The organism is Arthrobacter sp. JUb119 (genome assembly GCF_024807995.1).
In the GTDB taxonomy this organism is placed as follows: Bacteria; Actinomycetota; Actinomycetes; order Actinomycetales; family Micrococcaceae; genus Glutamicibacter.
Genome location: NZ_JANUFE010000001.1, coordinates 558,572 through 578,641 on the forward strand (window position 1 = coordinate 558,572; position 20,070 = coordinate 578,641).

Consider the following 20,070-nt stretch of genomic DNA (forward strand, 5'->3'; position numbering starts at 1 on the left):
GCCTATGCTGTTCTGCTAAGGTATTTTCCATGAGCGACCTATCGACAGAAGCCAGTGGCATTGCCACCGGCGTAGCACTAGCGTCGGGCACCATGTCCCGGCTGCTTGGACGCGCGGCCGGGCAAGGCCGATCGGTGACCGCTTGGCGGGTGCTTTCCACCCTGGACCGGTTGGGCCCCCAGCGCGTGGGCGACTTGGCGATCGAGCAGCGCGTGGCCCAGCCGACCATGACCGGTCTGGTCATCCGCATGGAAAACGACCAGTTGGTCCAGCGCCAACCGGACCCTGGGGACGGGCGCGCCAGCCTGGTGAGCCTGACCGGCGACGGCAAGGAGGCCATCGAAGCCTACCGGCAACGCGCGATTTCCTCGCTGGCCGGCGGCATCGATTCCTTCAGCGCCGAGGAACGGCGGATTCTGGCGCAGGCTGTGCCGCTGCTGCAGCGGTTGAATGACCAGGTTGCCGCGAAGCTGGACCATTAGCAGCAGAAGGCTTAACGCGCAGGGCGCTTGAATCCCCGGGGGATTCAAGCGCCCTGCGCGTTAACCTAGCCGGTGCGCGGGCTAGCTGTCCTGGGCCGCGGCGTCCGGGTCTTCGCCGTTGGCCATGGCCAGCAGCCGGCGGAAGATCGCCGGGCCATCGTCGCCGATGCCGTCATGGTGGAATTGATCGGTCACCCAGGTCTGCAACCCGGCCACCTGCGAGGCGGTGCGCAGCGAGAGCTCGCGGTCCACATAGACGTCGTCATGGTAGACCGCGGCGGCCACAGGCACGGTGTTCTTGGCCAGGACGTCCAGATCGTAGAGCGGGCCGAAGCCTTCGTGCTCGGCCAGGATGCGGGCCACGTCCTCCAGGGGGCGCAGGGCAGGATCTTCGGCGAAGTGCCAGCTGTAGATCATCTCGCCGGTCAGCAGCGGGGTCGCCGCGTGGCGGGTGAAGTCGGCGAATTCCGGCAGGACTTGTTCGGCCGCGAAATTGGTCGGCTCGCCTTGGGCATAGATGGTTTCATGCATCAGCGCATAGAGCGGGTTCGAGGCGAAAGAGCTCTGGGCCAAGAGCGCTTCGAGGAAGCTATCCGAGAGGCGGTCGCCGCCCGGGGTGAAGCTGAAGGCCTCCTCGAAGATGTGATGCAGCAGGTGCACCCGGGTGTTTCCGCCCAGGTACATGCCCAGCATCTGCACCAGCGGCACGGTGACGCGCTGGCCGTTGGGCAGCAGCTCATCGTCATTGGTGCGCACATGCTCGTAGATCCTGTGCAGGGTCTGGAAGTCCTCGGGGTACCAGGAGAAGTACTCGCGGTTGCGTTCTGCCATCCGCTGGTAGGTGGCGCGGTAGACGGTCTTCGCATCGGCATCCAGCGAGGCCAGCCCGCCGGTGACCAGGCAGCGGGTGAGCGACTGCGGGAAGAGCGAGAGATAGGTCAGGGTGCAGAACCCGCCGTAGCTCTGCCCCAGGGTGCTCCACTGCTCGATGCCCAGGTGCTCGCGCAGGGCTTCGGCGTCGCGCACAATCGAGTCGGCGCGGAAATGCGAGAGGTAGCGGGCCTGGGCGGCCGAGTCCCCGCGCAGCGGCAGGGACTTGCGGTTAGCCGGGGTGGACAGTCCGGTGCCGCGCTGGTCCAGCAGCAGCACGCGGAAGTGCTTGGTGGCTTCGGCCAACCACCCCGACAAGGAACCGGGGCGCGGGGATTTGCCCCCTGGACCGCCCTGCAGGAACAGCAGCCAGGGCTTGGCCGTGCCGGTGCTGATCTCGCGGGCGAAGACCGAGATCTTTTCGCCCTGCGGATCGGCGTGATCCAGTGGAACCTCGATGCGATGGTCGGTGACATCCATACCGCGGTAGTGGCGCATTAGCTCGCTCCTTGCATGCCAAGTTGTTGCAGTGCTTCGCCGTCCAGGCGCCGGGTGCTCCAGCCGTCCATGGAGCTGGAACCGATGGCGTCGTAGAACCTGATGGCCGGCTCGTTCCAATCCAGCACTGACCATTCCAGGCGCTTGTAGCCGCGTTCGACGCAGATCTGCGCCAGCGTGCGCAGCAACGCGGTGCCGGTGCCTGAACCGCGCTGGGATTCGCGCACATACAGATCCTCCAGATGGATGCCGTGCCGGCCTTCCCAAGTGGAGTAGGTCAGATACCACAGGGCCATGCCCCTGAGCGTCCCGGTTTCATCCTCGGCAACATGGGCGAAGACCTGGGGATTGGGGCCGAACAGATGGGATTGGAGGTCTGCTGCGGTGTTGAGCACCGCATCAGGTTCCCTTTCATAGTCGGCCAATTCCTGGATCATCGCCAAGATCTGCGGGCAGTCGCCCGGAACAGCTTCACGCACAATACTCATGTGTTCCAGCTTACCTCCGTCGCACCGCTAAAACGTCGGTGACCAGACCTAAGGTTGAATGCATGATGGGTGGACACCACGCGGTGAGCGGCGCAGCCGCATGGTTGGCAATTACAACTGACGTCACCGTGGGTTCGGTGAACCTGGGGCTGGGAACTTTCCAGATGGACCGCTGGGAAACCCTGGCCGGCGCGATCGTCTGCGCTGGCGCGGCCCTGCTGCCCGACGCGGATCACCATGGGGCCACGATCGCGCGCTCGCTGCCCCCGTTCTCCAGCATTTTCACGCGGATTGTCGGTTCGGTTTCGGGCGGGCACCGCAACGGCACCCATTCGCTGATCGGCATCGCCTTCTTCATCTTCCTGGCCTGGCTGGCCAACGGCTGGGATGTGCAGACCGCGGCGTTGGGCACGGTCTACCCGGCCGCGGCGCTGTTCGCGATCCTGCTGATTTCCTTCGCGGTGAAGACCATGAAATTCATGCCGCCGCTGCTGTGCTGGATTATCGCCTTGGCCGCCGGGACTTTCGTCGGGATGAATGCGCCGGAGCAGAACCTCTGGTTCCTGATGGCAGTCTCCCTGGGCGCGATCGTGCACGTGCTGGGCGACATGCTGACCATCGGCGGCTGCAACCTGCTGTGGCCGATCAAGATCGGCTCGCCGCGCTGGTTCCGCCGGCTGCCGCTGATTGGCGGCTGCTGGAAGTCCAATGGGCGGGTGGCATTGCCGATTCTGGCCGAGACGGGCTCCACCGCAGAATGGCTGCTCGCGACGCTGCTCACTACCTATGTGGGCATCGCGCTGATCGTCGCCTGAGGGCCCCCGGCCCGCTGCCGGCTCGCCGCAGTGCAACGCGCTGTGGCTGGCAGCCGGTGATCTGGCATGATTCGAACCATGCAGATTCAATTCACCCGGCGCATCACCTGGGATCAGCTTCCTGGCGAACTGCGCGCTCGGATCGAATCGCACCTTGGATCCCGGGTGATCCGGGCGCTAAGCCAAGCCTCGGGGTTTTCCCCGGGCAGCGCCGATCGGCTGCTCACCGCCGATGGCCAGCGGGTCTTCGCCAAGGCGGTGCATCCGGGCCTCAGTGCCCCGGCCACGGCATTGCACGCCCGCGAAGCGGCAATAGCGGCCAAGCTCCCGGCGGCCTTGCCGGTTCCGCAGTTCCTGGGGCGCATCAGCTGGCAAGGCTGGGAGGCCTTGGTCTTCGCTGAAGGCCCAGGGGCCAGCCCGCAGCTTCCCTGGCCGGTCGGACAGCTCGAACGGGTACTGGACACGCTGGCGCAGCTGGCTCATCAGGCCCCTTTTTCCTTGATCGAGCTGCTGCCGCCGCTGGAAGAGGAACTGCGCGAGGACGTAGCCGGTTTTGGGCGGATCATGCAGGACGGCTGGCTTCCAGCTGATCCCTGGGTGGCACAGAACCTGGAAGAACTCCATGGGCTGGCCATGGACGGTATCGGGGCGCTGGCCGGAGACCAGCTGGTGCATTCGGATCTGCGCTCGGACAACATCCTGCTGGGCGACGGCGGAGAAGTGCTGCTGGTGGATTGGCCGTGGGCTTCGCGGGGCGCCGCATGGTATGACGCGTTGACGGTGCTGGTTGAAGCGCGGATCTTCGACCCGGCGCTGGATGCGGATGCCATTGCCGCCTCCCACCCGATCTTCGAATCGGTGGGCGCGGACGCGGTCAGCGCGGTCTTAGCTGGACTGGCCGCCTACTATGTGGACGCGGCGCGCAGGCCCGAGGTTCCCGGGCTGCCCACGCTGCGCAGCTATCACGCGAAGCAGGCGGCAGCCACCGTTGGATGGCTCAAGGCGCGGCTAGCCTAGCTGGCTGTTGCAGGGGCTAACTGAACCGGGCCGGCGTGGCATTTTCCCCGCGGTAGACCAGGGCCAGGCCCAGGACCAGCGAACCGAGCTGGACCAAGGTCGCCAGCCACGCGCCGGAAGCAAAGAGCTCGGACCAGCCGCTGAGCAGCCCGACCAGGACCAGCAGCAGGAGGACTGCCCCGAGCAGGCGAAGCTTGTACCCGTTCATGGCCATACCCTACGGCACTGTCCGCGGCATTGCCACCGGACTCCGGGAAGATGCCTCGGGCATCGAGTGCGCGACTAGCCCAGATGCCGGGGCTGGTCCAGCGCCGTGCCGGATCCCATGCAGATAATTGGCGGCAAGCCGGAATCCAGCCGGGAAAGTACCAGCTGTTCCTGCGCAACGAGGTTCTGCGGCAGGGCATCGAGCGGGAACCAGCGAAGCTCGCAGGCTTTCTCCGGTTCCATGAGGCGCGGAGTACCGTCCCACTGGCGCGCCAGGAAGAAGAAATCCACAGGGGATTGGGCGCCGCTGCCCGCTTGCAGGTAGCGGTGCACCGTGCACAGCGGCTGGAGCTGGTCTGCCGCGATCCGGATGCCCAGTTCCTCACGGGCTTCGCGAACGGCGGCGGCAACGGCAGCCTCGCCGGGCTCAACGTGCCCGGCGGCCGCCGTGCTCCAGAACCCGTCCATGTAGCCGGTTCCCGACCTCAGTTGAAGCAGGACTTCGTCGGCGCGCCGCAAGATGGCGTAGCTGATGGCGGGCATCAGGAGTCCAGGCGGCCCACCGAAGTCACCTTGACCACAGGTTCGCCGGCCTCGTCCGAGTCATCCAGCGAGATGGTGGCGGTGATGCCCCAGTCGTGGTGCTCGGATGGGTCGGCGAAGATCTGGCGCACCTCCCAGGTGCGCTGGGGCATGTCCTTGATGATGAACAGCTTCGAGCCGCGTCCGGCGGGACCGTCGTCGATGTCCTCGTGCTCGTCGAAGTAGCCGTCCATGGCATCGGCCCAGGTGTCCGCGTCGAAGCCGCTATGCCCGTCGAGCTCGCCCAGGGCCTTGTCCTGCTCATCGGCGAACAGCTTCACGCGGCGGAACATCTCGTTGCGGACCATTACGCGGAAGGCGCGCACATTGCTGGTCAGCTTTTCCGGTGCCGGAGGCGGTGCGGTTTCGGTTGCCTCGCTCAGCTCGCCGCGGGAGAGCTCTTCCCATTCGTCCAGCAGCGAGGAGTCGATCTGGCGGATCATCTCGCCGAGCCATTCGATCAGGTCTTCGAGGTCCTCGCGCAGCGCGTCCTGGGGAACGGTCTGTCGCAGGGCCTTGTAGGCATCGGTGAGGTAGCGCAGCAGCACGCCCTCGGAGCGGGCCAGCTGGTAGTACTGGACGAAATCGGAGAAGCCCATGGCGCGTTCGTACATGTCGCGCACGATCGACTTCGGCGCCAGTTCGAAGTCCGAGAGCCACGGCGCGCCGGAGCGGTACTGCTCGAAGGCGCTCTCCAGCTTCTCGGCCAGCGGCATCGCATAGGTGATTTCATCCAGTGCGTTCATGCGGTCGTTGTAGTCCATGCCTTCGGCCTTCATCGCGGCGATGGCCTCGCCGCGGGCCTTCTTCTCCTGGCCGGAGAGCACCTGGCGCGGCTTTTCCAAGGTCGCCTCGATCACCGAAACGACATCCAGCGCATAGCTGGCCGAATCCGGATCCAGCAGGTCCAGGGCGGCCAGCGCGAAGGGCGAGAGCGGCTGGTTCAGCGCGAAGTTCTGCTGCAGGTGCACGGTCAGCTCATAGTAGTTGCCGTATTCGTCTGGCTCATTGCGGCGCACGACCACCTCGGTGGCGATCAGTTCGCGCAGGATTCCCAGGGCGCGCAGCTTCAGCTTGCGCTGGGACGCCGGGGTCTCGTGGTTTTCGCTGAGCAGGCGCTGGGCGGCCTCGAACGAATTGTCCTCGCGCTCCAGCAGGTTCAGCAGCATCGAGTGCGAGACCTGGAATGAGGACTTCAGCGTCTCGGGGGCGGCCTCGACGATCTTCTCGAAGGTCTTCTCGCCCCAGGTCACGAAGTTCTGCGGCGGCTTCTTCTTCGGGATCTGCTTGAGCTTGGACGAGCCCTCGCCGTGCTTCTTCAGCGCCTTTTCCATGGCCTTGTGGTTCTCGATCGCATGCTCCGGAGCCTGCACCAGCACGGTGCCTGCGGTATCGAAACCTGCGCGGCCCGCGCGCCCGGCAATCTGGTGGAATTCGCGGGCGTTCACGATGCGCGTACGGGTGCCGTCGAACTTGGACAGCGCGGTGATCACCACGGTGCGGATCGGCACGTTGATTCCCACCCCCAGGGTGTCGGTGCCGCAGATGACCTTGAGCAGGCCGGCCTGTGCCAGCTGCTCGACCAGGCGGCGGTACTTGGGCAGCATGCCGGCGTGGTGGATGCCGATGCCGTGGCGCACCAGGCGGTTCAGCGTCTTGCCGAACCCGGCGGCAAAGCGGAATCCGCCGATCATCTCGGAGATCTTTTCCTTCTCCTCGCGCGTGGCCACATTCACGCTCATCAGCCCGGTGGCGCGGTCGATGGCATCGAGCTGCGAGAAGTGCACGATGTAGATCGGCACCTGCTTGGTCTTGATCAGTTCCTCCACGGCCTCCTGCACCGGCTCCATGGAGTAGTAGAAGTGCAGCGGGATTGGGCGCTCGGTGTGCGCGACGGTCACCGTCGGGGTGCCGGTGCGCTCTTCGAGTTCCTGCTCGAAGCGGGTGACATCGCCCAGGGTGGCGCTCATCAGCAGGAACTGCGCCTGCGGCAGTTCGATCAGCGGCACCTGCCAGGCCCAGCCGCGCTGCGGATCGGCGTAGAAGTGGAACTCGTCCATGATCACGCAGCCCACGTCCGCCTTGGAGCCTTCGCGCAGGGCGATGTTCGCCAGGATCTCAGCGGTGCAGCAGATGATCGGGGCGTCGGCGTTCACCGAGGAATCGCCGGTGACCATGCCGACGTTCTCTGCGCCGAAGATCTTGCACAGGTCGAAGAACTTCTCGGAGACCAGCGCCTTGATCGGCGCGGTGTAGAAGCTGATCTGGTCGCGGGCCATGGCGTAGAAGTGGGCTGCGATGGCAACCATGGACTTGCCCGAGCCGGTGGGCGTGGCCAGGATGACGTTGTTGCCGCCGGCCAGCGCCATCGACGCTTCGTCCTGTGCGGGGTAGAGGTTGATGCCACGGGTTGCGACCCATTGGCCGAAAGCCTCGTAGATTTCGTCGTCGGATACGTTCTTGGCGTCTGCTGGCAGATAATCGGTGAGCAACATGATGTTCCTAGCCTATCGGTTGAGAACTGTGACTGGGGGCTAGTTGTTGCGTGCGCCTCTCGTTTAGGCTCGGGAATATGAAATGGGATCCGACGAAATACACCGAATTCTCCGATTACCGGGGCCGCTCGTACCTGGATTTGCTGGGGCAGCTGGTCTCGGTTGACGCGTCGAAGGTCATCGATCTGGGGTGCGGGCCGGGAAATATGACCCGGCTGCTGGCCCAGCGCTGGCCGCAATCGCAGGTCACCGGACTTGATTCCTCACCGGAGATGATCGCCAGGGCCACGCAGAGCGAGCACGAGGAAAACCTGGGCTTCGCGCTGGCCGATGCCACGGCGTGGACCCCTGACTCCGACACGGACCTGCTGTTCTCCAACGCGATGCTGCAATGGCTTCCGGGGCACCGCGAGTTGCTGGCCGGTTGGCTGGAGCACCTGAAGCCCGGAGCGAACGTGGCCATCCAGGTCCCGGGCAATTTCGGCTCTCCGTCGCATGCGGTGATGCGCGCAGTTGCCGACAGCCCGAAGTGGTCCGGCCAGCTGGCAGGGGTGCTGCGCCATGACGACGTGGTGGGCGAGCCCGGCGAATACCAGCGGATCTTCCTGGACGCGGGGTTCCAGGCTAATGTCTGGGAAACCACCTACCATCAGCTGCTCGCGGGGGAGGACCCGATCCTGAACTGGGTTCGCGGGACGGCGCTGCTGCCCATTCGCCACACGCTCAGCGACGAAGACTATCGGGAGTTCGAAAACGACTACCGGGCCGAAGTCTCCACGCACTACCCGTCATTTGCTTCGCAGGACGGTACCGTCCTGACGAACTTCCCGTTCCGCAGGATTTTCATGATCGGGCACAAGCTCGGCTGATTTGCTCCAGGCTCGGCATCGTCAGAGCGCTTCGAGGGTGAGCTGGCTCAGCGATTGCTTCCCGCCAGGCACCTTTGCACGATGCCGGGCAGCACGCGGACGCAGACCAGGACAACCAGGATGCCCAACGCCACCCCGGAGAAGACATCGTGGACGAAGTGGGCGCCTACGCCCACGCGGGACAGGGCAATGAGCAAGACGGCCGGTATCGCGTACTTGGCCAGCTTCGGAAGGGCCAGCGTGCAGGCTGCGGCGACGCCGGCGGCGACGACCGAATGGTTGGAGGGCCAGGACCAGTCGCCTGCTTCCGGGCATGCCACTGCGGTGAGAGCATCCAGGGCGCGGCAGGGGCGTTCCTCGGCGACCAGGATCTTGGCCAGCTCGCTCAGGCCATAGGCCGCTACCGCACCAATCGCGCCTGAAACCAGGCGCCAAAACGCAACTCGATTACGGAACCAGCACAGGACGGCGAGCGTGCAGGCCCCGGCCATCAGCATCAAGAGCAAGATCTCGGAAAAGAACACAGCCGCTGCGGAGAGCAGCGCCGACTGGGCAACAGTTCCTGAAATCCCCAGGTACAAGGCATCACGCAACGGATAGGAGGCCATCGCCAGCACGGCGAGAACCGCGACGATGATGGCTGTCCGCGAAGGGAAGACGGAAATTGGTGCGGAGGACCGTGAATTCACAAGTGGTGATTATACGGATCTGTTCCGGCTGCAAGCATCAGCTGGAAGAGGTCCCGCACCATTAAACGCTGCTGCCAGCGGCACGGATGCCGCTGGCAATGCAGTCAAAGGGCTACCACCCGCGTTCGCGCCACTGCTCCAAATTCGGGCGTTCTGTCCCCAGTGTCGTCGAATCTCCGTGCCCCGGCAGAACCTTGGTTTCGTCCGGGAAGCGGTCGAAGATGCGTTCGGTGACGTCGGTGAGCAAAGAGAGGAACCGCTGTGGGTCCTTCCATGTGTTGCCCACGCCTCCGGGGAACAAGCTGTCGCCGCTGAGCACTACCGGCTGGCCGGAGGAATCAACCAGCGCATAGCCGAGCGAACCCGGTGTATGCCCTCGCAGGTGGATCGCCTCGATGATCACATCGCCCAGCTTCAGCTGGTCGCCGTGGTTCAGCGCATGCTCGATCTTGACCCCGCATTCTTCAGCGATGCCGGCGACATCGTCTGCACCGGCGTAGGTTGGCACCGGGTACTTCTCCACGGCTTCGGCCAACGCGCGCACGTGGTCCCAGTGCTGATGCGTCGTGGCGATGCCGATAAGGCGCGGATCGCTCGCGTCTTCACTGGCCGCCTGGATGAGCCGCTCGATGGCCGGCATGTCATCCGCCGCATCCACCAGCAGCTGTTCGCCGGTCTTCCGATTAGTCACCAGGTACACGTTGTTTGCCATGTCGGATACAGATACCCAACGGACGGTCACATCGTTCAGTAATAGTTCGTTCATGCAACCAGACTACGGTGCAGATCCCGGCTAACGCGATAGGCTCGGGTAAATACCAATCGAAGTCCAAAGGATGGAGCGCAGGATGACCGAACTGGAATTCATCAAGATCGAACCGAACTCGGGCGTGGCACCGTATCAGCAGATCCGCGAGCAGATCCTCGCTGCGATCGCCGAGGGCAAACTTGCTCCGGGCACCAAGTTGCCGTCGGTTCGCGCATTCTCCAGTACCCTCAACCTTGCGGTGAATACCGTCGCCAAGGTCTACAAGGAACTTGAGCTGCAGGGTGCCGTTGTCACCCGCGGCCGTCATGGAACCGTGGTCCAAGCTGCGGAGAATCGTGCTGAGCAGGAAGTCAGCGACGCGGCCGCCGACCTGGCCCGCATCGCCCAACTTTGGTCGGTCGACGAATCAACCGCGGTAAAGTACCTTCGCGCGGCGTTCAGCTCCTTGCCAAGGTAGCTCCGGGCGGCTCTGGAACTGATTCCGGGATCCAGCGGCAGGTGGAGCCTGATGAACGCGAGACGGGATAGGGGCATTCATTCCGGCACCAACCCTACGGCGATTAGCTGGCAAGGGAGCAGGACTCGGAACCTGGGGGGCACCTAACTCCAACAGACGATACCTGACTAGCACGGACCCACCATCGAGCGGGGACTATCCGCGAACCCGCCGCAATCCAAACCTGTGGGCCGTTCGGCGGGGACCTGCTGGAGCTGGCCCGCAAAAAGTGGCCGTTGGCGATAGCTGCGGAGATTGCCGACTGGAGCCTGGGAAACTAGGCCAACGCGCTGCGCCGGGCCGATCCTGCCTGCACGGTCCGCGCCTACGCGGACGCCTTCTGGCATCGCTCGGCATTGTGAGTATGTGCGCTCCGCTTCTCGGTCCAGACCCCCTAAGTCGCCCAAGCGAGTGGGAGCTCTAGAACCCAGGAATGCTGAATTGAAAGGAATGCCATGCGCGTGGGCGAGAATGTTCTGGATCATCTGCTCGATGCGAAGCATGCCCAATGCCGTGGAACACGTTGGGGTAGTCCACTTCATGGAAATGAGGCGACACCGGTGGGCAGGCCTCAGCACAGGATCAGGAAACCTGGCTCGTGAAATGATGGCGTTATGCGGTGTATTGCTGAATCACTGCCGGGATGGCAGTTAACATCGAGAAGAGCGCCAAGGCGGCAATGGCGTATCCAACCACGAGCGCAACGATTGCCAGCCAGCGGCCGCGTCCGCCGCGCAGGGCGATCTGGCTTAGCGCGACGTGGCCTGCGCCCACTGCCAAGATGGCCAGACCTGAATTGCCAAGGAACCACAGGCTCAACACGGCAAAGGTCACGAGGGTCAGGGCTGCAACGGAGAACTTGTTGATCGGTGCCGTATCCGCGAGTGGCAGGACTCTTTGCGTTGGCATGCGTTTCCTCCATCGATTGCTGTTACGACGGAGTCTGGATGTTTCGGCACTCGAAAGGCGAGAGTGGCCAGAAGATAAGTAGGATTCATGAGCTTCGGATCATCAGTATTGGCCGGGCAGTGGTCGTCCGGTTTGATATTTCGAACTGGTCTAGGTGGGTACGGCCAGGGGAACTCGCTGCGGGGCACGAGCGCGGACTGATTGTGGATGGCTTAGATGCATGAACGGATCACAAACGAATGATGCTAGTTTTTGGCTCATGAAAGATGACCAAAAGGTGCTGGACTACCTCGCCCAGCTGAAGGATCAGGTTGGGAAGGTCATAATAAATTTGCCGAAGGAAATTAGCTCTCAAGTCTACGTTTGTAAGCACCATATTCACATAGATCTTCAAGGTCCCAGGCTTAGTGTCTTCACACTGGTACTGGGCGGTGAAGCACCGGAACTCGTCTACGATGGGCGGTATATAGGATTTCGAACGATTCCCGCAGGCTTGGACGAAGTCATGGAATTTACGGAAGAAACGATCGATGACGTTGCGACTTTTGTCCTGAGCACGAAACCGCTATTAGCTCATAAAAGCTCCGTCTTTCGACGCGCTTTTATCTGCATACCGAGCAATCACGGACCGGAGTGGAAACTCAAGCAGTTCAGTTAACGCATTGGCGACTGGGAACATTATCCGGGGTGGTCAGCAGTACTGCCTATTGTCCTCCGGTCTGTGCCGTCCAAACGTGAAACTCTGTGCCAGGTGCTCATTTCCATCCGAGTATGCTCAGGATTACCTTGCGGGCGACGCGTTGCTGGCACTTGAACTGATCCGGGATTCCGTCGCGTACTAGAATGAGGCCATGGTTTCTATCCGCACAGCCGTTGATACCGACTATCCTTCTCTACTTGCGATTTGGCGCCGCTCAGTCGAGGCTACACACGAGTTCTTGACGCCAGCGGATATCGACTCCATTGAACCGGACGTAGCAAAATATTTGCCTCAGATGTCCGATTTGCGCGTAGCCGAAGAAGTTGGGCAACCGATGGGGTTCATCGCGATCGAGAACGACATTGTTGAGATGCTGTTTGTTGATGCTTTCGCACAGGGTCGTGGGATTGGGAGCGCCCTGCTTAATTCGGTCGTCACCGGCCGTGAATCCGTACGAGTCGACGTCAATGAACAGAATCCATCGGGACGAAACTTCTACGCCGCAAAGGGATTCACGCAGATAGGTCGGTCCGAAACCGACGGTGAGGGCCGAGCGTTCCCAATTCTGCACCTCGTGAGCACATAGGCACATTGACCACAAAGCTATCCGGGGCACATCCACACCGTCCCATATGGCTGTCCTTTAAACGAGCGCCCGCAAGAGGAACGCTTAGGGGAGAGTGAGAAAATCAATATGGGTGAGGCACGTTGACGGTGCCAGGCCTCGCTTTCGCAAGGCATGACACCGCCGCTATTCTCTTAGGGCAATTCGCGGAACCCAAGCCGTTTATATAGAGCCAGCGCAGAACCAGACGTTCCCTCGCCAATCCGCAGACTTAAAGTGTTAGCACCATTCTTCTTACATGCAGCCATGGCAGCGGTAATCAAGATACGGCCCAGTCCATGCCCCTGGTGCTGGGGATCAACGAAAAGGTCGATGATGAACGGGCCGGCTAAGTCTTCATCCCAGATCGATACTTCGACAACAAAAATCGCCCCAATCGGCGTATCTTGGTGCAACGCGACAAAACAAGCATTCTCGACGAGCTGCCCAAACTCGTGGGCAAATGTTCCTCCCATTTCTGCTTGCGCTTCTGCAAGAGTTCCCGCCGCAATGCCAGGTGGGTATGCTGCAAAATACGCATCAGCTAGCGCTGTTAAGGATGATGATTCCGCATTGCAGATACCTGCGTTTGAAAAATCAGTGGGATTGAAATGTGAGTGCTGAAGGTCAGCTTGTAGAACATCAGAGGGCATGACAAATCCATTCGTTGGTTTTCTGAACTAGTTGAGGGGAAACCTTATGAATGGATCATGATTCGAATCTACCACCGATAAATCATTGATCGACCGGAGTTTGTCCAATATTTGACGGGTTGAGAAGGCATGGTTGCCTATCAAAGGAACCCTACCGTCGGCCTGTTCACTAGCGGAACGTCCGCATGGGAAACCTCTAACGGTGATGTTTCGATACCTGCGAGGTAAGCTCACAATATGTCTCAGACTGACCCTTCATTGGAACTGATTCCCGCTCCTGGCACTGTTGTGGAACTCGTCAGAAAATTGGTCGACGAGCCTCGGCCAGGATGCGACGAAGAACGCGAAAATCTCTTTGCACGCCTTGGATTCACATCTGGGGACCGGTCCGAGTTGGTGAATGATGAATCGCCCCACCAGATAACCGAGCTGGATGTCGACCTCGGTGGGCAACCCCTCGGTTCATGGGACACGTACAACGGCCAGTTTCTAGGCTTAACCCTCCACCTTTACAGCACTCAAGAATCCGGTGATCCAGGTGCTCAAAGCGGATTCCATGAACTACGGATCCAGCTCACCGAACTCTTCGGAAAACCAGAGCACCCGTGGGACGGCGAAGAGACGCCTCCCTGCATTTGGAATGCCAACGGTTGGACGATCACTACGCACCTCTTTAATCGTCGGGACAGCAGCGTGATGTTGAGCGTGGCCGATACGGCCCTATCCGCCGTTGCAGAGGCCGACGCAATCTCCGGATAGGCAATCGCAGACAGTCCTTGAAGGGCGCATCTCCTGGGAAGCAGACAACCTGTTGCGCATGCGGCGTATGGAGGCGTCCTGTAAGTGGGGTGTCTGGCTTGGGAATTGCCGGTCCCGTTTGCCGGTCTGTTAGAGGAGCTCCCGTAACAGGGATCGTTACTGGGATGTTTTCCCTGCACCTTGCCGCGCGTGTTGTTCTTCAAGGAGCACAAGGGCTTTTTCGCTCGCATTCCTGATCCGATTCAACGCGCCAATGATGCTTATGCTCGCGAAGAGATTAACGAGAACTAGAACAACGAGCAGCCAGGTGTTTTCCATGCCGCGACTCTTCCAGATCTTTTCACCGGTGTCTATCGAGGACGCTCAGCACTGCGGAGAGGAACAATCAGGTCAAATCAAGCATGCGTTCTAGTCACCGAACGCTCAACGGGACAGGTGGAGAGCTGTTAAGGGGTCCTTGATAGTGCCACGTTTTCGTTGCCACCCACGAAGTGCAAGCCACGGCTTTATTTGATCCATTGTTGTATGGTTCCTAGTGCAAAAACGGCAAAGAAGAAGGAGCAAACCCAGAAGGCGAAGAGAACCCAGTTTCTAAAGAACTTGCTTTCCTGTGAACCGGTTCGTTTGCGGTCTCGACGTTCCCATTCGAATATTCCGAGAAATAACAAGGCCAGGAGCAAGGTGATGACGGCTGCGGTTAGCAAGGTGATCCTTCTTTCGGCTGACCTGAATATTAGGCTTTTATGTTCAGATTAGTATTCAGTTGAAATGCCCGTGTGGCTAGTAACGACACGTGTGCTCGTGAAAGTGCAACCAAAATGTCGGTACAACCAACGTGTGCTCGACATTCACTATGTGTCGGATTCAAGGGACCTTGATGATTTCTCTTCCATATCCGGGAAACATGTCTAACCATTTACGGGAATACTGTCCCACGTAAAGTGGCCGTTATGTATAAGTCAAGGACACTCCGGAAGCATCTTCGAATAGTCAAACAAGTTCGAGACGCGGGTATTCCAGACCAAGGGTGGGGCCCAACAACGCAAAGTCTCGAAGCTGGGAGACGAGAATTCTATGGGATTGCTCTATCCGACACTTGGGCGCAAACGCGAGTTCTCATTTACTTCTATTCCGACGAAAAGACGCAGTTACCGGGTTCCTTTGAGCTCCGTTTGATAGACCCTCAAGGAAGAGAAGTGTCTGAATTATCGGACAATTTTTCCAGTGGGGACATATGGTGGGTGACTGAGTTCGAGCATCTTATTTCTTCCCTGGGTCCAGGGAAAATCTTTTGGCTCGATCCTGTGGAGTCGTTCAGGCTGGCCTACGTGTGAGGATAAAAAGTTCCACTCGCAACAAGGAACGCCTGGATAACGACTCGCATTGCCATGGCGCAGGGCAACAAAACCTACGAGGCTAGGAGCCGAGATGTCGCTGGGTCTCACACGCTCGACGGGGTGGCATCCCGCGTGCATCTCTGGCCGTCCCGCAAGCCGGTCGTTCACCGGTGTGACTGCATTGGGTGTTCGTTGCCTTCTACAACGAGACAGTGCGCCCGCAAGGGGAACCCTCACCGGGATGGTTCGCCGCCACGCACTGACACGACCCCTGTTGCCAGGGTGGCTCACTTCTGCGCCGCGAACTAGAAATGAACCACCCCAGCAGTGGCGAGCTAAACAGCTACGCGTGCCTGATGGGTGCTAGTAGTTTGTGCCCATGGCTATACGCACTTCATCAAGGGTTTGGTTTGCCTCAAGGTTGGCTCGTTCGTTGCCCCGTTTACGGATCTCGCTGATGTATCCGGGGTCCTTGGCTAATTCTGACCGGCGCTCCCGGTAGCCTGCAAGGAAGTCGTTGACGGCCTCAGTTGTTAGCTGCTTCAGCGCACCACTTCCTGAATCCCCGATCCTTTCCGCAATCTCCTCTGGGGCCTCGCCCAGGCACAGTGCAGCAGTGGAAAGGAGCGCAGAGACCCCGGGGCGCGACTGGGGGTCGAAGGTGATCCTGCGTTCCGCATCGGTGGTGGTGCGCCGGATGACCTGGGCCGTCTCATCCGGTGACATGCCCAACGCAATGGCGTTCCCGTAGCTCTTGGACATCTTGCGCCCGTCAAGGCCCAACACCTCTGGGGTTGAGGTAATCAGCGCCTCAGGTTCCGGGAAAACCGTGTCGTAACGTTCGTTGAAACGACGGGCAATCAGCCGGGTCATCTCGATATGCGGCAGGTTGTCCTTTCCCACGGGGACTAGGTTCCCCTTGCAGAAAAGGATGTCCGCTGCCTAATGCACCGGGTAGGTGAGCAACAGCCCACTGAGGGCGCGTCCCGAGGCTGCCAGTTCCGCCTTCACCGTGGGGTTGCGATGCAGTTCAGCCTCGGTGACGAGGCTGAGAAACGGCAGCATCAATTGGTTAAGAGCTGGCACCGACGAGTGGGTGAAAATCGTGGTCTGCTCCGGGTCCATGCCCGCAGCGAGGTAGTCCAAGACGGCCCCGTGCACGAACTCACGCACGCGGGGCATTAGATCGCGGTCCGTGATCACCTGGTAGTCGGCCAGGATCACGAAGGATTCGACCCCGGACCGTTAGAGTCTCAAACGCTCCACAATACTGCCGAAGAAGTGCCCTAAATGTAGTGGTCCGGTTGGTCGTTCCCCCGTGAGGACCCGGTAGTTCTGGGGTGCATCGGCGATGGATTGAGTTAATTCGGTGGAGCGCAGTCGTGTTGTTGCAAATGAATTCATGGTGATTCCTCTATCTGAGCGTGGGAGGCTGCACAACACTGCGGATAGCGGAGAGAAAGTCTTCGCGGGCTGTTGTACAGCCCGCGGACATGATTGAACCGGCTGTTAGGACAGCCACCACCAAGACATGCAGTTAAGGTTCATGTTCCCAATACTAAGCCCCGTGGTCTCAGGAAATGAACCAATGACATCAGGTTATTTTCCACCAAGGCAAAGACAGGGCTTTCACATCCGCAACGGGAACCCTGACCGGGGCAATGCTGGCGAAACCACAGTGCCGCCCCCAGTAGGCGAGGGCCGTTAGGCTGTGGGGTGTAAGGCGGTTCCGTCGAGCAGAATCATGGCACGGTAGATGGTGTGGTGGATGGGGACCGGGACTCCGTGATGCTGCGCCAGCCGGACGACGGTGCCGTTTTGCTCCTCGAGTTCCGAGGAACGTCCTGCGGCCAAATCGCGTTGCATGGAGGCGGTGCTGTCCGGGCCGAAGGCATCGAATTGTGCCATCATCCGGGCCACGTCCGTTTCGCCCAGCTTCGCCCCGGCATGGCCGGCGAGCGTTGCAACCTCTCGCATGGCGTCTTCGACCAGGGCGCGGGTTTGCGGGTTGGTGCGGGTACGGCCAACCGGTTCGCGGCATAGTGCGCCGACCCCGCCGTAGGAGGTGATGAGCATGAATTTTCGCCACATGTCGGTGATGATGTCGGCCGAGACTTTTGTTGCGACTCCTGCTGCGTCCAGGGCCTTGGCTAGTTGCGTGGTACGGGGCGTGGTTGTTCCGTCGAGTTCGCCCAGGGTGATGGCCGGTTGCCCGCCAACGTGATGGACGGTGCCGGGTTGCTGGAGGTAGGAGATGATCATGGCGACCCCGCCTAGTGCGTGGCCCGGGCCGACCGCTTCGGTGATGCGTTCGGTGGCCGTGACGCCGTTTTGCAGCGGCAGGACAGCGGTGTTCGGCCCGATCAAGGCGTGTGCCCCGCTCATGGCTGCGGAGACTTGTCCGGCTTTGCAGGCCAGGATGACCGCGTCGCACGGGCCGATGGATTCTGCCGTGGTGCTGACACTGGCCAGTGGGGTAGTGAAGCCGGGACTCCCGTCCCCTGTGGTGACGGTGATCCCGTGGTCGGTGATGGGTGCGATGTGTCGTTCGGTGGCTAGCAGGTGTACTTCGGATCCGCTTTTGGCCAGTGCGGCGGCGAAGTATGCGCCGACGCCGCCGGCGCCGATGACTCCGATTTTCACAGTATTGCTCCTAATTGGTCGGGTTGGGGATGCTGTCCGGTGTCTTGGTCCTGGTGGCGCATGGCCTGGCCGGCCGGCACCAGATGTTGCACCCCAATGCGGACGGTAGCATCTTCATTCCCCTATTTGACGAGTCGTCCACCAATGGCTGGGAAATGGTAATATCCGGTCAGCACCCGTCTTTTAATGCATATAGGGAACGGCTACCGGGGCAGGGTGGGCCGAACGGGTCACCCTCGATGGCAGGTCGTCGAACGGGGTCTCAGATGCTGAGTGGAGAGCCTGGTCGCAGGTGGTACCCGTCTTTGACGTGTGAGTAGTCTCGTGCTGTTGTTACTAAGCCGGAATCGTCGAATGAAAGTACTGTGCACCCCGAAACCGTCATTGGTTTGTCCTGGATAAACATGACGACCCAGTACTCGACGGAGGCTGAACTTCCATCCACAAGTGGTTCACTGAACCATGTCTCTGCCGGTTTGGTTTCCTCCGCGAAGCATTCCTCCAGATAAGCGCGCAGGGCGCTAGGCCCGTGCAATGGCCTAAACATCGAGGCCCAGTGGTAACCGTCCTCAGCCTGCAGTTCGACAATTGCGTCTGCGTCCTTAAGCGGCCATGCCTTGGCCCATGTCCTCGCCCAGCGTTGTGAAGCTTCGATAGTTTGCATGTTAGTTTCCTCGTGACTTAGATGAGTGGTGGCCGCTGGTTTGTTCGAGAGGATGAGCAGCCCAGTTCCCATAAGACAGGCAGTCGTTTGCAATGATACTTTCGGCCGAGCGGATTTACAGCGTAGGTTCTTCTAGCTTAGCCCCGTGCTGATTTACTCACGTTTCGCCGTAAACAGGTCCTCTAGCGGAGCGCCCGTAAGGGGAACCTCAGCTGGTGCGCTGTTTCCGACACTGATAGTCGAAAGTAACTTGAGCGACAGGATTTGCCAGTAGCGTCCTGGTGCATGCTTGTACATTGGTCCCATGCGAGCCATTGAAACAGTTCACGCAGAACCACGCGACTCGGATGATTCGCCCTGCTATCGAGTCAATTTTTGGGAACAACCTCCTCCTGAGTATGGCTGGAACTTAGATGCTTTTGTACTGGTTGAAGTGCAGGACAGATCAGAGGCACTCCGTTGGGTGGAGGAGCACGCGAATGGGCGGCCCTTCGGACTGTTCGCAGAAATAGGTTCCAAGCCCGAGAAACAGCTCGGTGCTCCGCGAAAAGCATCTCTTGTACGTTTACTCGGAAACAATCCCAATTCCGGCTAAACCTGCGAGGGTCATTAACAATTGGCGTTCGGATCGCAGCGCTAAATAACGTTACGCGCGCTCCCAGCAGAGGAATGCTTAGCGGCCATCCTAATGGCATGTAGCGCGTTTTGTTCTCCGTACTCGGCAGTCCGTGCCTGATTACTGACGGAAATAAGGGTCACTGGCAGAAGGCGAGCCCGCCTCGGTTGGTTCCCACCCGTGAAGCCGAGCAATGCCTATTCCGCCTTCAAAGATGTATTCAACCCAGATCACGGCATAGCGGCCGTGGCGGTTTGCTTCTGCCCATGAGAGGACATCGACGATGCTCTCTGCGTTTTCTATGCGGTACTCGGAGCAGGCACGGTCTTCGTCCCAGAAATCTACCCGATACATGGGATCTGGATTTTCCTGACTGACGTATCGAGGATCAACGAGAGTCGCCTTGATTTTTTCTGCACTCATGCTCACAACCTATCCCGTTCGAGGATAAGCAGGTAGGAATTCCCGACCTGTCTCGTAAGCTGGTCGCGTACAGGAACACACCACGTGCTGGCTTGAATTGCAGAAGTTTCATGGATTCACAGGAAAGCCGGACGTTCCGTATGCCCCGTCCGGTGTATTGACCGGTGAGGGGGCGTGAAACGGAACGATCTGGCGCTACGTCATGATGTTGCTAATGCGGATTTAGCAGATGGAGGCTGCCGGTTGGGCGAACTCCAACGTTAAGTGCGGCAGGCTGGCAGAGGTCGGTGGATCTCGACCGGTTAGGTGATCCGGCAGCCAGCGTATTCGACCATAAAGCCCATCGGTTCCAGTCCGGAACAGCAGGCTTCCCGGAGGTTCGGCATAAGCCGGCGTTGAGGCAGCACACCAGCGGGGAACGCGGAAGCCGGCCAAGTCCATCCCGTGAGCGCGGAGTTCCAAGGGCAACCGCAACCTCGAATGGG

The 20,070-nt window shown here is 60.4% G+C and carries 21 protein-coding genes and 1 pseudogene; 8 read left to right on the forward strand and 14 right to left on the reverse strand.

Translation table 11 applies throughout. From position 1 onward, the window contains the following. Positions 1-29 precede the first annotated feature (29 nt). Positions 30-482: a MarR family winged helix-turn-helix transcriptional regulator gene (locus tag M2368_RS02680; RefSeq protein ID WP_105656688.1), complete on the forward strand. Its 453-nt coding sequence runs from the start codon at positions 30-32 to the stop codon at positions 480-482. An 81-nt stretch (positions 483-563) separates the two neighbouring features. Here M2368_RS02680 and M2368_RS02685 read toward each other — a convergent pair whose 3' ends face one another. Then, entirely contained in the window at positions 564-1,850 is a 1,287-nt protein-coding gene (locus M2368_RS02685; RefSeq protein ID WP_332486761.1) for an alpha/beta fold hydrolase, read from the reverse strand. Next, positions 1,850-2,338: a GNAT family N-acetyltransferase gene (locus M2368_RS02690; RefSeq protein WP_133834222.1), complete on the reverse strand. Its 489-nt coding sequence runs from the start codon at positions 2,336-2,338 to the stop codon at positions 1,850-1,852. The genes M2368_RS02685 and M2368_RS02690 overlap by 1 nt, the downstream gene beginning before the upstream one ends. Positions 2,339-2,400: 62 nt before the next feature. On the opposite strand from M2368_RS02690, the gene M2368_RS02695 reads away from it, so the two are divergent. Together M2368_RS02695 and M2368_RS02700 are read left to right on the forward strand one after the other, a co-directional pair. Next, positions 2,401-3,153 carry a metal-dependent hydrolase gene (locus M2368_RS02695; protein ID WP_105656685.1) on the forward strand — a complete coding sequence of 251 codons (753 nt, stop codon included), beginning with the start codon at positions 2,401-2,403 and terminating at the stop codon, positions 3,151-3,153. A gap of 78 nt (positions 3,154-3,231) precedes the next feature. Further along, positions 3,232-4,170 carry a phosphotransferase gene (locus M2368_RS02700; RefSeq protein ID WP_332486765.1) on the forward strand — a complete coding sequence of 313 codons (939 nt, stop codon included), beginning with the start codon at positions 3,232-3,234 and terminating at the stop codon, positions 4,168-4,170. 16 nt (positions 4,171-4,186) lie between these two features. Here the strand turns inward: M2368_RS02700 and M2368_RS02705 are convergent, their stop codons facing one another. From M2368_RS02705 to M2368_RS02715, 3 genes are all read right to left on the reverse strand, one after another. Further along, positions 4,187-4,378: a hypothetical protein gene (locus M2368_RS02705; protein ID WP_332486767.1), complete on the reverse strand. Its 192-nt coding sequence runs from the start codon at positions 4,376-4,378 to the stop codon at positions 4,187-4,189. 74 nt (positions 4,379-4,452) lie between these two features. Then, positions 4,453-4,920, reverse strand: a complete 468-nt coding sequence (locus tag M2368_RS02710) for an NUDIX domain-containing protein (RefSeq protein WP_332486769.1) — start codon at positions 4,918-4,920, stop codon at positions 4,453-4,455. Next, positions 4,920-7,454 (reverse strand): DEAD/DEAH box helicase, encoded by a 2,535-nt coding sequence (locus M2368_RS02715; protein ID WP_402696038.1) that lies wholly within the window; start codon positions 7,452-7,454, stop codon positions 4,920-4,922. The genes M2368_RS02710 and M2368_RS02715 overlap by 1 nt, the downstream gene beginning before the upstream one ends. Before the next feature lie 77 nt (positions 7,455-7,531). Here M2368_RS02715 and M2368_RS02720 point away from each other — a divergent pair, with 77 nt between their 5' ends. Beyond that, complete coding sequence (locus M2368_RS02720) at positions 7,532-8,323, forward strand: methyltransferase domain-containing protein (protein ID WP_498723984.1); 792 nt, start codon at positions 7,532-7,534, stop codon at positions 8,321-8,323. Between the two features lie 47 nt (positions 8,324-8,370). Here the strand turns inward: M2368_RS02720 and M2368_RS02725 are convergent, their stop codons facing one another. Together M2368_RS02725 and M2368_RS02730 are read right to left on the reverse strand one after the other, a co-directional pair. Then, positions 8,371-9,012, reverse strand: a complete 642-nt coding sequence (locus M2368_RS02725; protein ID WP_219844113.1) for a phosphatase PAP2 family protein — start codon at positions 9,010-9,012, stop codon at positions 8,371-8,373. Between the two features lie 112 nt (positions 9,013-9,124). Continuing rightward, entirely contained in the window at positions 9,125-9,778 is a 654-nt protein-coding gene (locus tag M2368_RS02730; RefSeq protein WP_105656679.1) for an MBL fold metallo-hydrolase, read from the reverse strand. A gap of 82 nt (positions 9,779-9,860) precedes the next feature. On the opposite strand from M2368_RS02730, the gene M2368_RS02735 reads away from it, so the two are divergent. Then, on the forward strand, positions 9,861-10,238 hold the full coding sequence (locus M2368_RS02735; RefSeq protein ID WP_402696044.1) for a GntR family transcriptional regulator: 378 nt from the start codon (positions 9,861-9,863) through the stop codon (positions 10,236-10,238). Positions 10,239-10,889: 651 nt separating this feature from the next. Here M2368_RS02735 and M2368_RS02740 read toward each other — a convergent pair. After that, entirely contained in the window at positions 10,890-11,186 is a 297-nt protein-coding gene (locus M2368_RS02740; protein WP_402696046.1) for a hypothetical protein, read from the reverse strand. A gap of 259 nt (positions 11,187-11,445) precedes the next feature. Here M2368_RS02740 and M2368_RS02745 point away from each other — a divergent pair, with 259 nt between their 5' ends. Then, positions 11,446-11,844 carry a hypothetical protein gene (locus M2368_RS02745; protein WP_402696048.1) on the forward strand — a complete coding sequence of 133 codons (399 nt, stop codon included), beginning with the start codon at positions 11,446-11,448 and terminating at the stop codon, positions 11,842-11,844. 193 nt (positions 11,845-12,037) lie between these two features. Beyond that, positions 12,038-12,472: a GNAT family N-acetyltransferase gene (locus M2368_RS02750; protein WP_402696050.1), complete on the forward strand. Its 435-nt coding sequence runs from the start codon at positions 12,038-12,040 to the stop codon at positions 12,470-12,472. A 173-nt stretch (positions 12,473-12,645) separates the two neighbouring features. Here M2368_RS02750 and M2368_RS02755 read toward each other — a convergent pair whose 3' ends face one another. Beyond that, positions 12,646-13,143, reverse strand: coding sequence for a GNAT family N-acetyltransferase (locus M2368_RS02755; RefSeq protein WP_448940143.1), 498 nt, complete (start codon positions 13,141-13,143; stop codon positions 12,646-12,648). A 237-nt stretch (positions 13,144-13,380) separates the two neighbouring features. Here M2368_RS02755 and M2368_RS02760 point away from each other — a divergent pair, with 237 nt between their 5' ends. After that, positions 13,381-13,902, forward strand: a complete 522-nt coding sequence (locus M2368_RS02760; protein WP_402696054.1) for a hypothetical protein — start codon at positions 13,381-13,383, stop codon at positions 13,900-13,902. Between the two features lie 156 nt (positions 13,903-14,058). On the opposite strand, the gene M2368_RS02765 is transcribed toward M2368_RS02760, so the two are convergent. From M2368_RS02765 to M2368_RS02785, 5 genes and pseudogenes are all read right to left on the reverse strand, one after another. Beyond that, the gene (locus tag M2368_RS02765) at positions 14,059-14,220 is read right to left on the reverse strand and encodes a hypothetical protein (RefSeq protein WP_402696056.1); all 162 of its coding nucleotides are present in this window, start codon (positions 14,218-14,220) and stop codon (positions 14,059-14,061) included. A gap of 1,382 nt (positions 14,221-15,602) precedes the next feature. Further along, positions 15,603-16,643 (reverse strand): annotated as a pseudogene (trpS, locus tag M2368_RS02770) (tryptophan--tRNA ligase). 300 nt (positions 16,644-16,943) lie between these two features. Continuing rightward, positions 16,944-17,882, reverse strand: coding sequence for a ketopantoate reductase family protein (locus M2368_RS02775; protein ID WP_402696058.1), 939 nt, complete (start codon positions 17,880-17,882; stop codon positions 16,944-16,946). 262 nt (positions 17,883-18,144) lie between these two features. Beyond that, entirely contained in the window at positions 18,145-18,618 is a 474-nt protein-coding gene (locus tag M2368_RS02780; RefSeq protein ID WP_402696320.1) for a nuclear transport factor 2 family protein, read from the reverse strand. Between the two features lie 664 nt (positions 18,619-19,282). Continuing rightward, entirely contained in the window at positions 19,283-19,585 is a 303-nt protein-coding gene (locus tag M2368_RS02785; protein WP_498723985.1) for a hypothetical protein, read from the reverse strand. Positions 19,586-20,070: the final 485 nt, after the last annotated feature.

Excerpts from the sequence above, each read along its gene's own strand:
- M2368_RS02680 (WP_105656688.1), top strand. The coding sequence starts at position 30 with ATGAGCGACCTATCGACAGAAGCCAGTGGCATTGCCACCGGCGTAGCA.
- M2368_RS02685 (WP_332486761.1), bottom strand. The coding sequence starts at position 1,850 with ATGCGCCACTACCGCGGTATGGATGTCACCGACCATCGCATCGAGGTT.
- M2368_RS02690 (WP_133834222.1), bottom strand. The coding sequence starts at position 2,338 with ATGAGTATTGTGCGTGAAGCTGTTCCGGGCGACTGCCCGCAGATCTTG.
- M2368_RS02695 (WP_105656685.1), top strand. The coding sequence starts at position 2,401 with ATGATGGGTGGACACCACGCGGTGAGCGGCGCAGCCGCATGGTTGGCA.
- M2368_RS02700 (WP_332486765.1), top strand. The coding sequence starts at position 3,232 with ATGCAGATTCAATTCACCCGGCGCATCACCTGGGATCAGCTTCCTGGC.
- M2368_RS02705 (WP_332486767.1), bottom strand. The coding sequence starts at position 4,378 with ATGAACGGGTACAAGCTTCGCCTGCTCGGGGCAGTCCTCCTGCTGCTG.
- M2368_RS02710 (WP_332486769.1), bottom strand. The coding sequence starts at position 4,920 with ATGCCCGCCATCAGCTACGCCATCTTGCGGCGCGCCGACGAAGTCCTG.
- M2368_RS02715 (WP_402696038.1), bottom strand. The coding sequence starts at position 7,454 with ATGTTGCTCACCGATTATCTGCCAGCAGACGCCAAGAACGTATCCGAC.
- M2368_RS02720 (WP_498723984.1), top strand. The coding sequence starts at position 7,532 with ATGAAATGGGATCCGACGAAATACACCGAATTCTCCGATTACCGGGGC.
- M2368_RS02730 (WP_105656679.1), bottom strand. The coding sequence starts at position 9,778 with ATGAACGAACTATTACTGAACGATGTGACCGTCCGTTGGGTATCTGTA.
- M2368_RS02735 (WP_402696044.1), top strand. The coding sequence starts at position 9,861 with ATGACCGAACTGGAATTCATCAAGATCGAACCGAACTCGGGCGTGGCA.
- M2368_RS02740 (WP_402696046.1), bottom strand. The coding sequence starts at position 11,186 with ATGCCAACGCAAAGAGTCCTGCCACTCGCGGATACGGCACCGATCAAC.
- M2368_RS02745 (WP_402696048.1), top strand. The coding sequence starts at position 11,446 with ATGAAAGATGACCAAAAGGTGCTGGACTACCTCGCCCAGCTGAAGGAT.
- M2368_RS02750 (WP_402696050.1), top strand. The coding sequence starts at position 12,038 with ATGGTTTCTATCCGCACAGCCGTTGATACCGACTATCCTTCTCTACTT.
- M2368_RS02755 (WP_448940143.1), bottom strand. The coding sequence starts at position 13,143 with ATGCCCTCTGATGTTCTACAAGCTGACCTTCAGCACTCACATTTCAAT.
- M2368_RS02760 (WP_402696054.1), top strand. The coding sequence starts at position 13,381 with ATGTCTCAGACTGACCCTTCATTGGAACTGATTCCCGCTCCTGGCACT.
- M2368_RS02765 (WP_402696056.1), bottom strand. The coding sequence starts at position 14,220 with ATGGAAAACACCTGGCTGCTCGTTGTTCTAGTTCTCGTTAATCTCTTC.
- M2368_RS02780 (WP_402696320.1), bottom strand. The coding sequence starts at position 18,618 with ATGGGAACTGGGCTGCTCATCCTCTCGAACAAACCAGCGGCCACCACT.
- M2368_RS02785 (WP_498723985.1), bottom strand. The coding sequence starts at position 19,585 with ATGAGTGCAGAAAAAATCAAGGCGACTCTCGTTGATCCTCGATACGTC.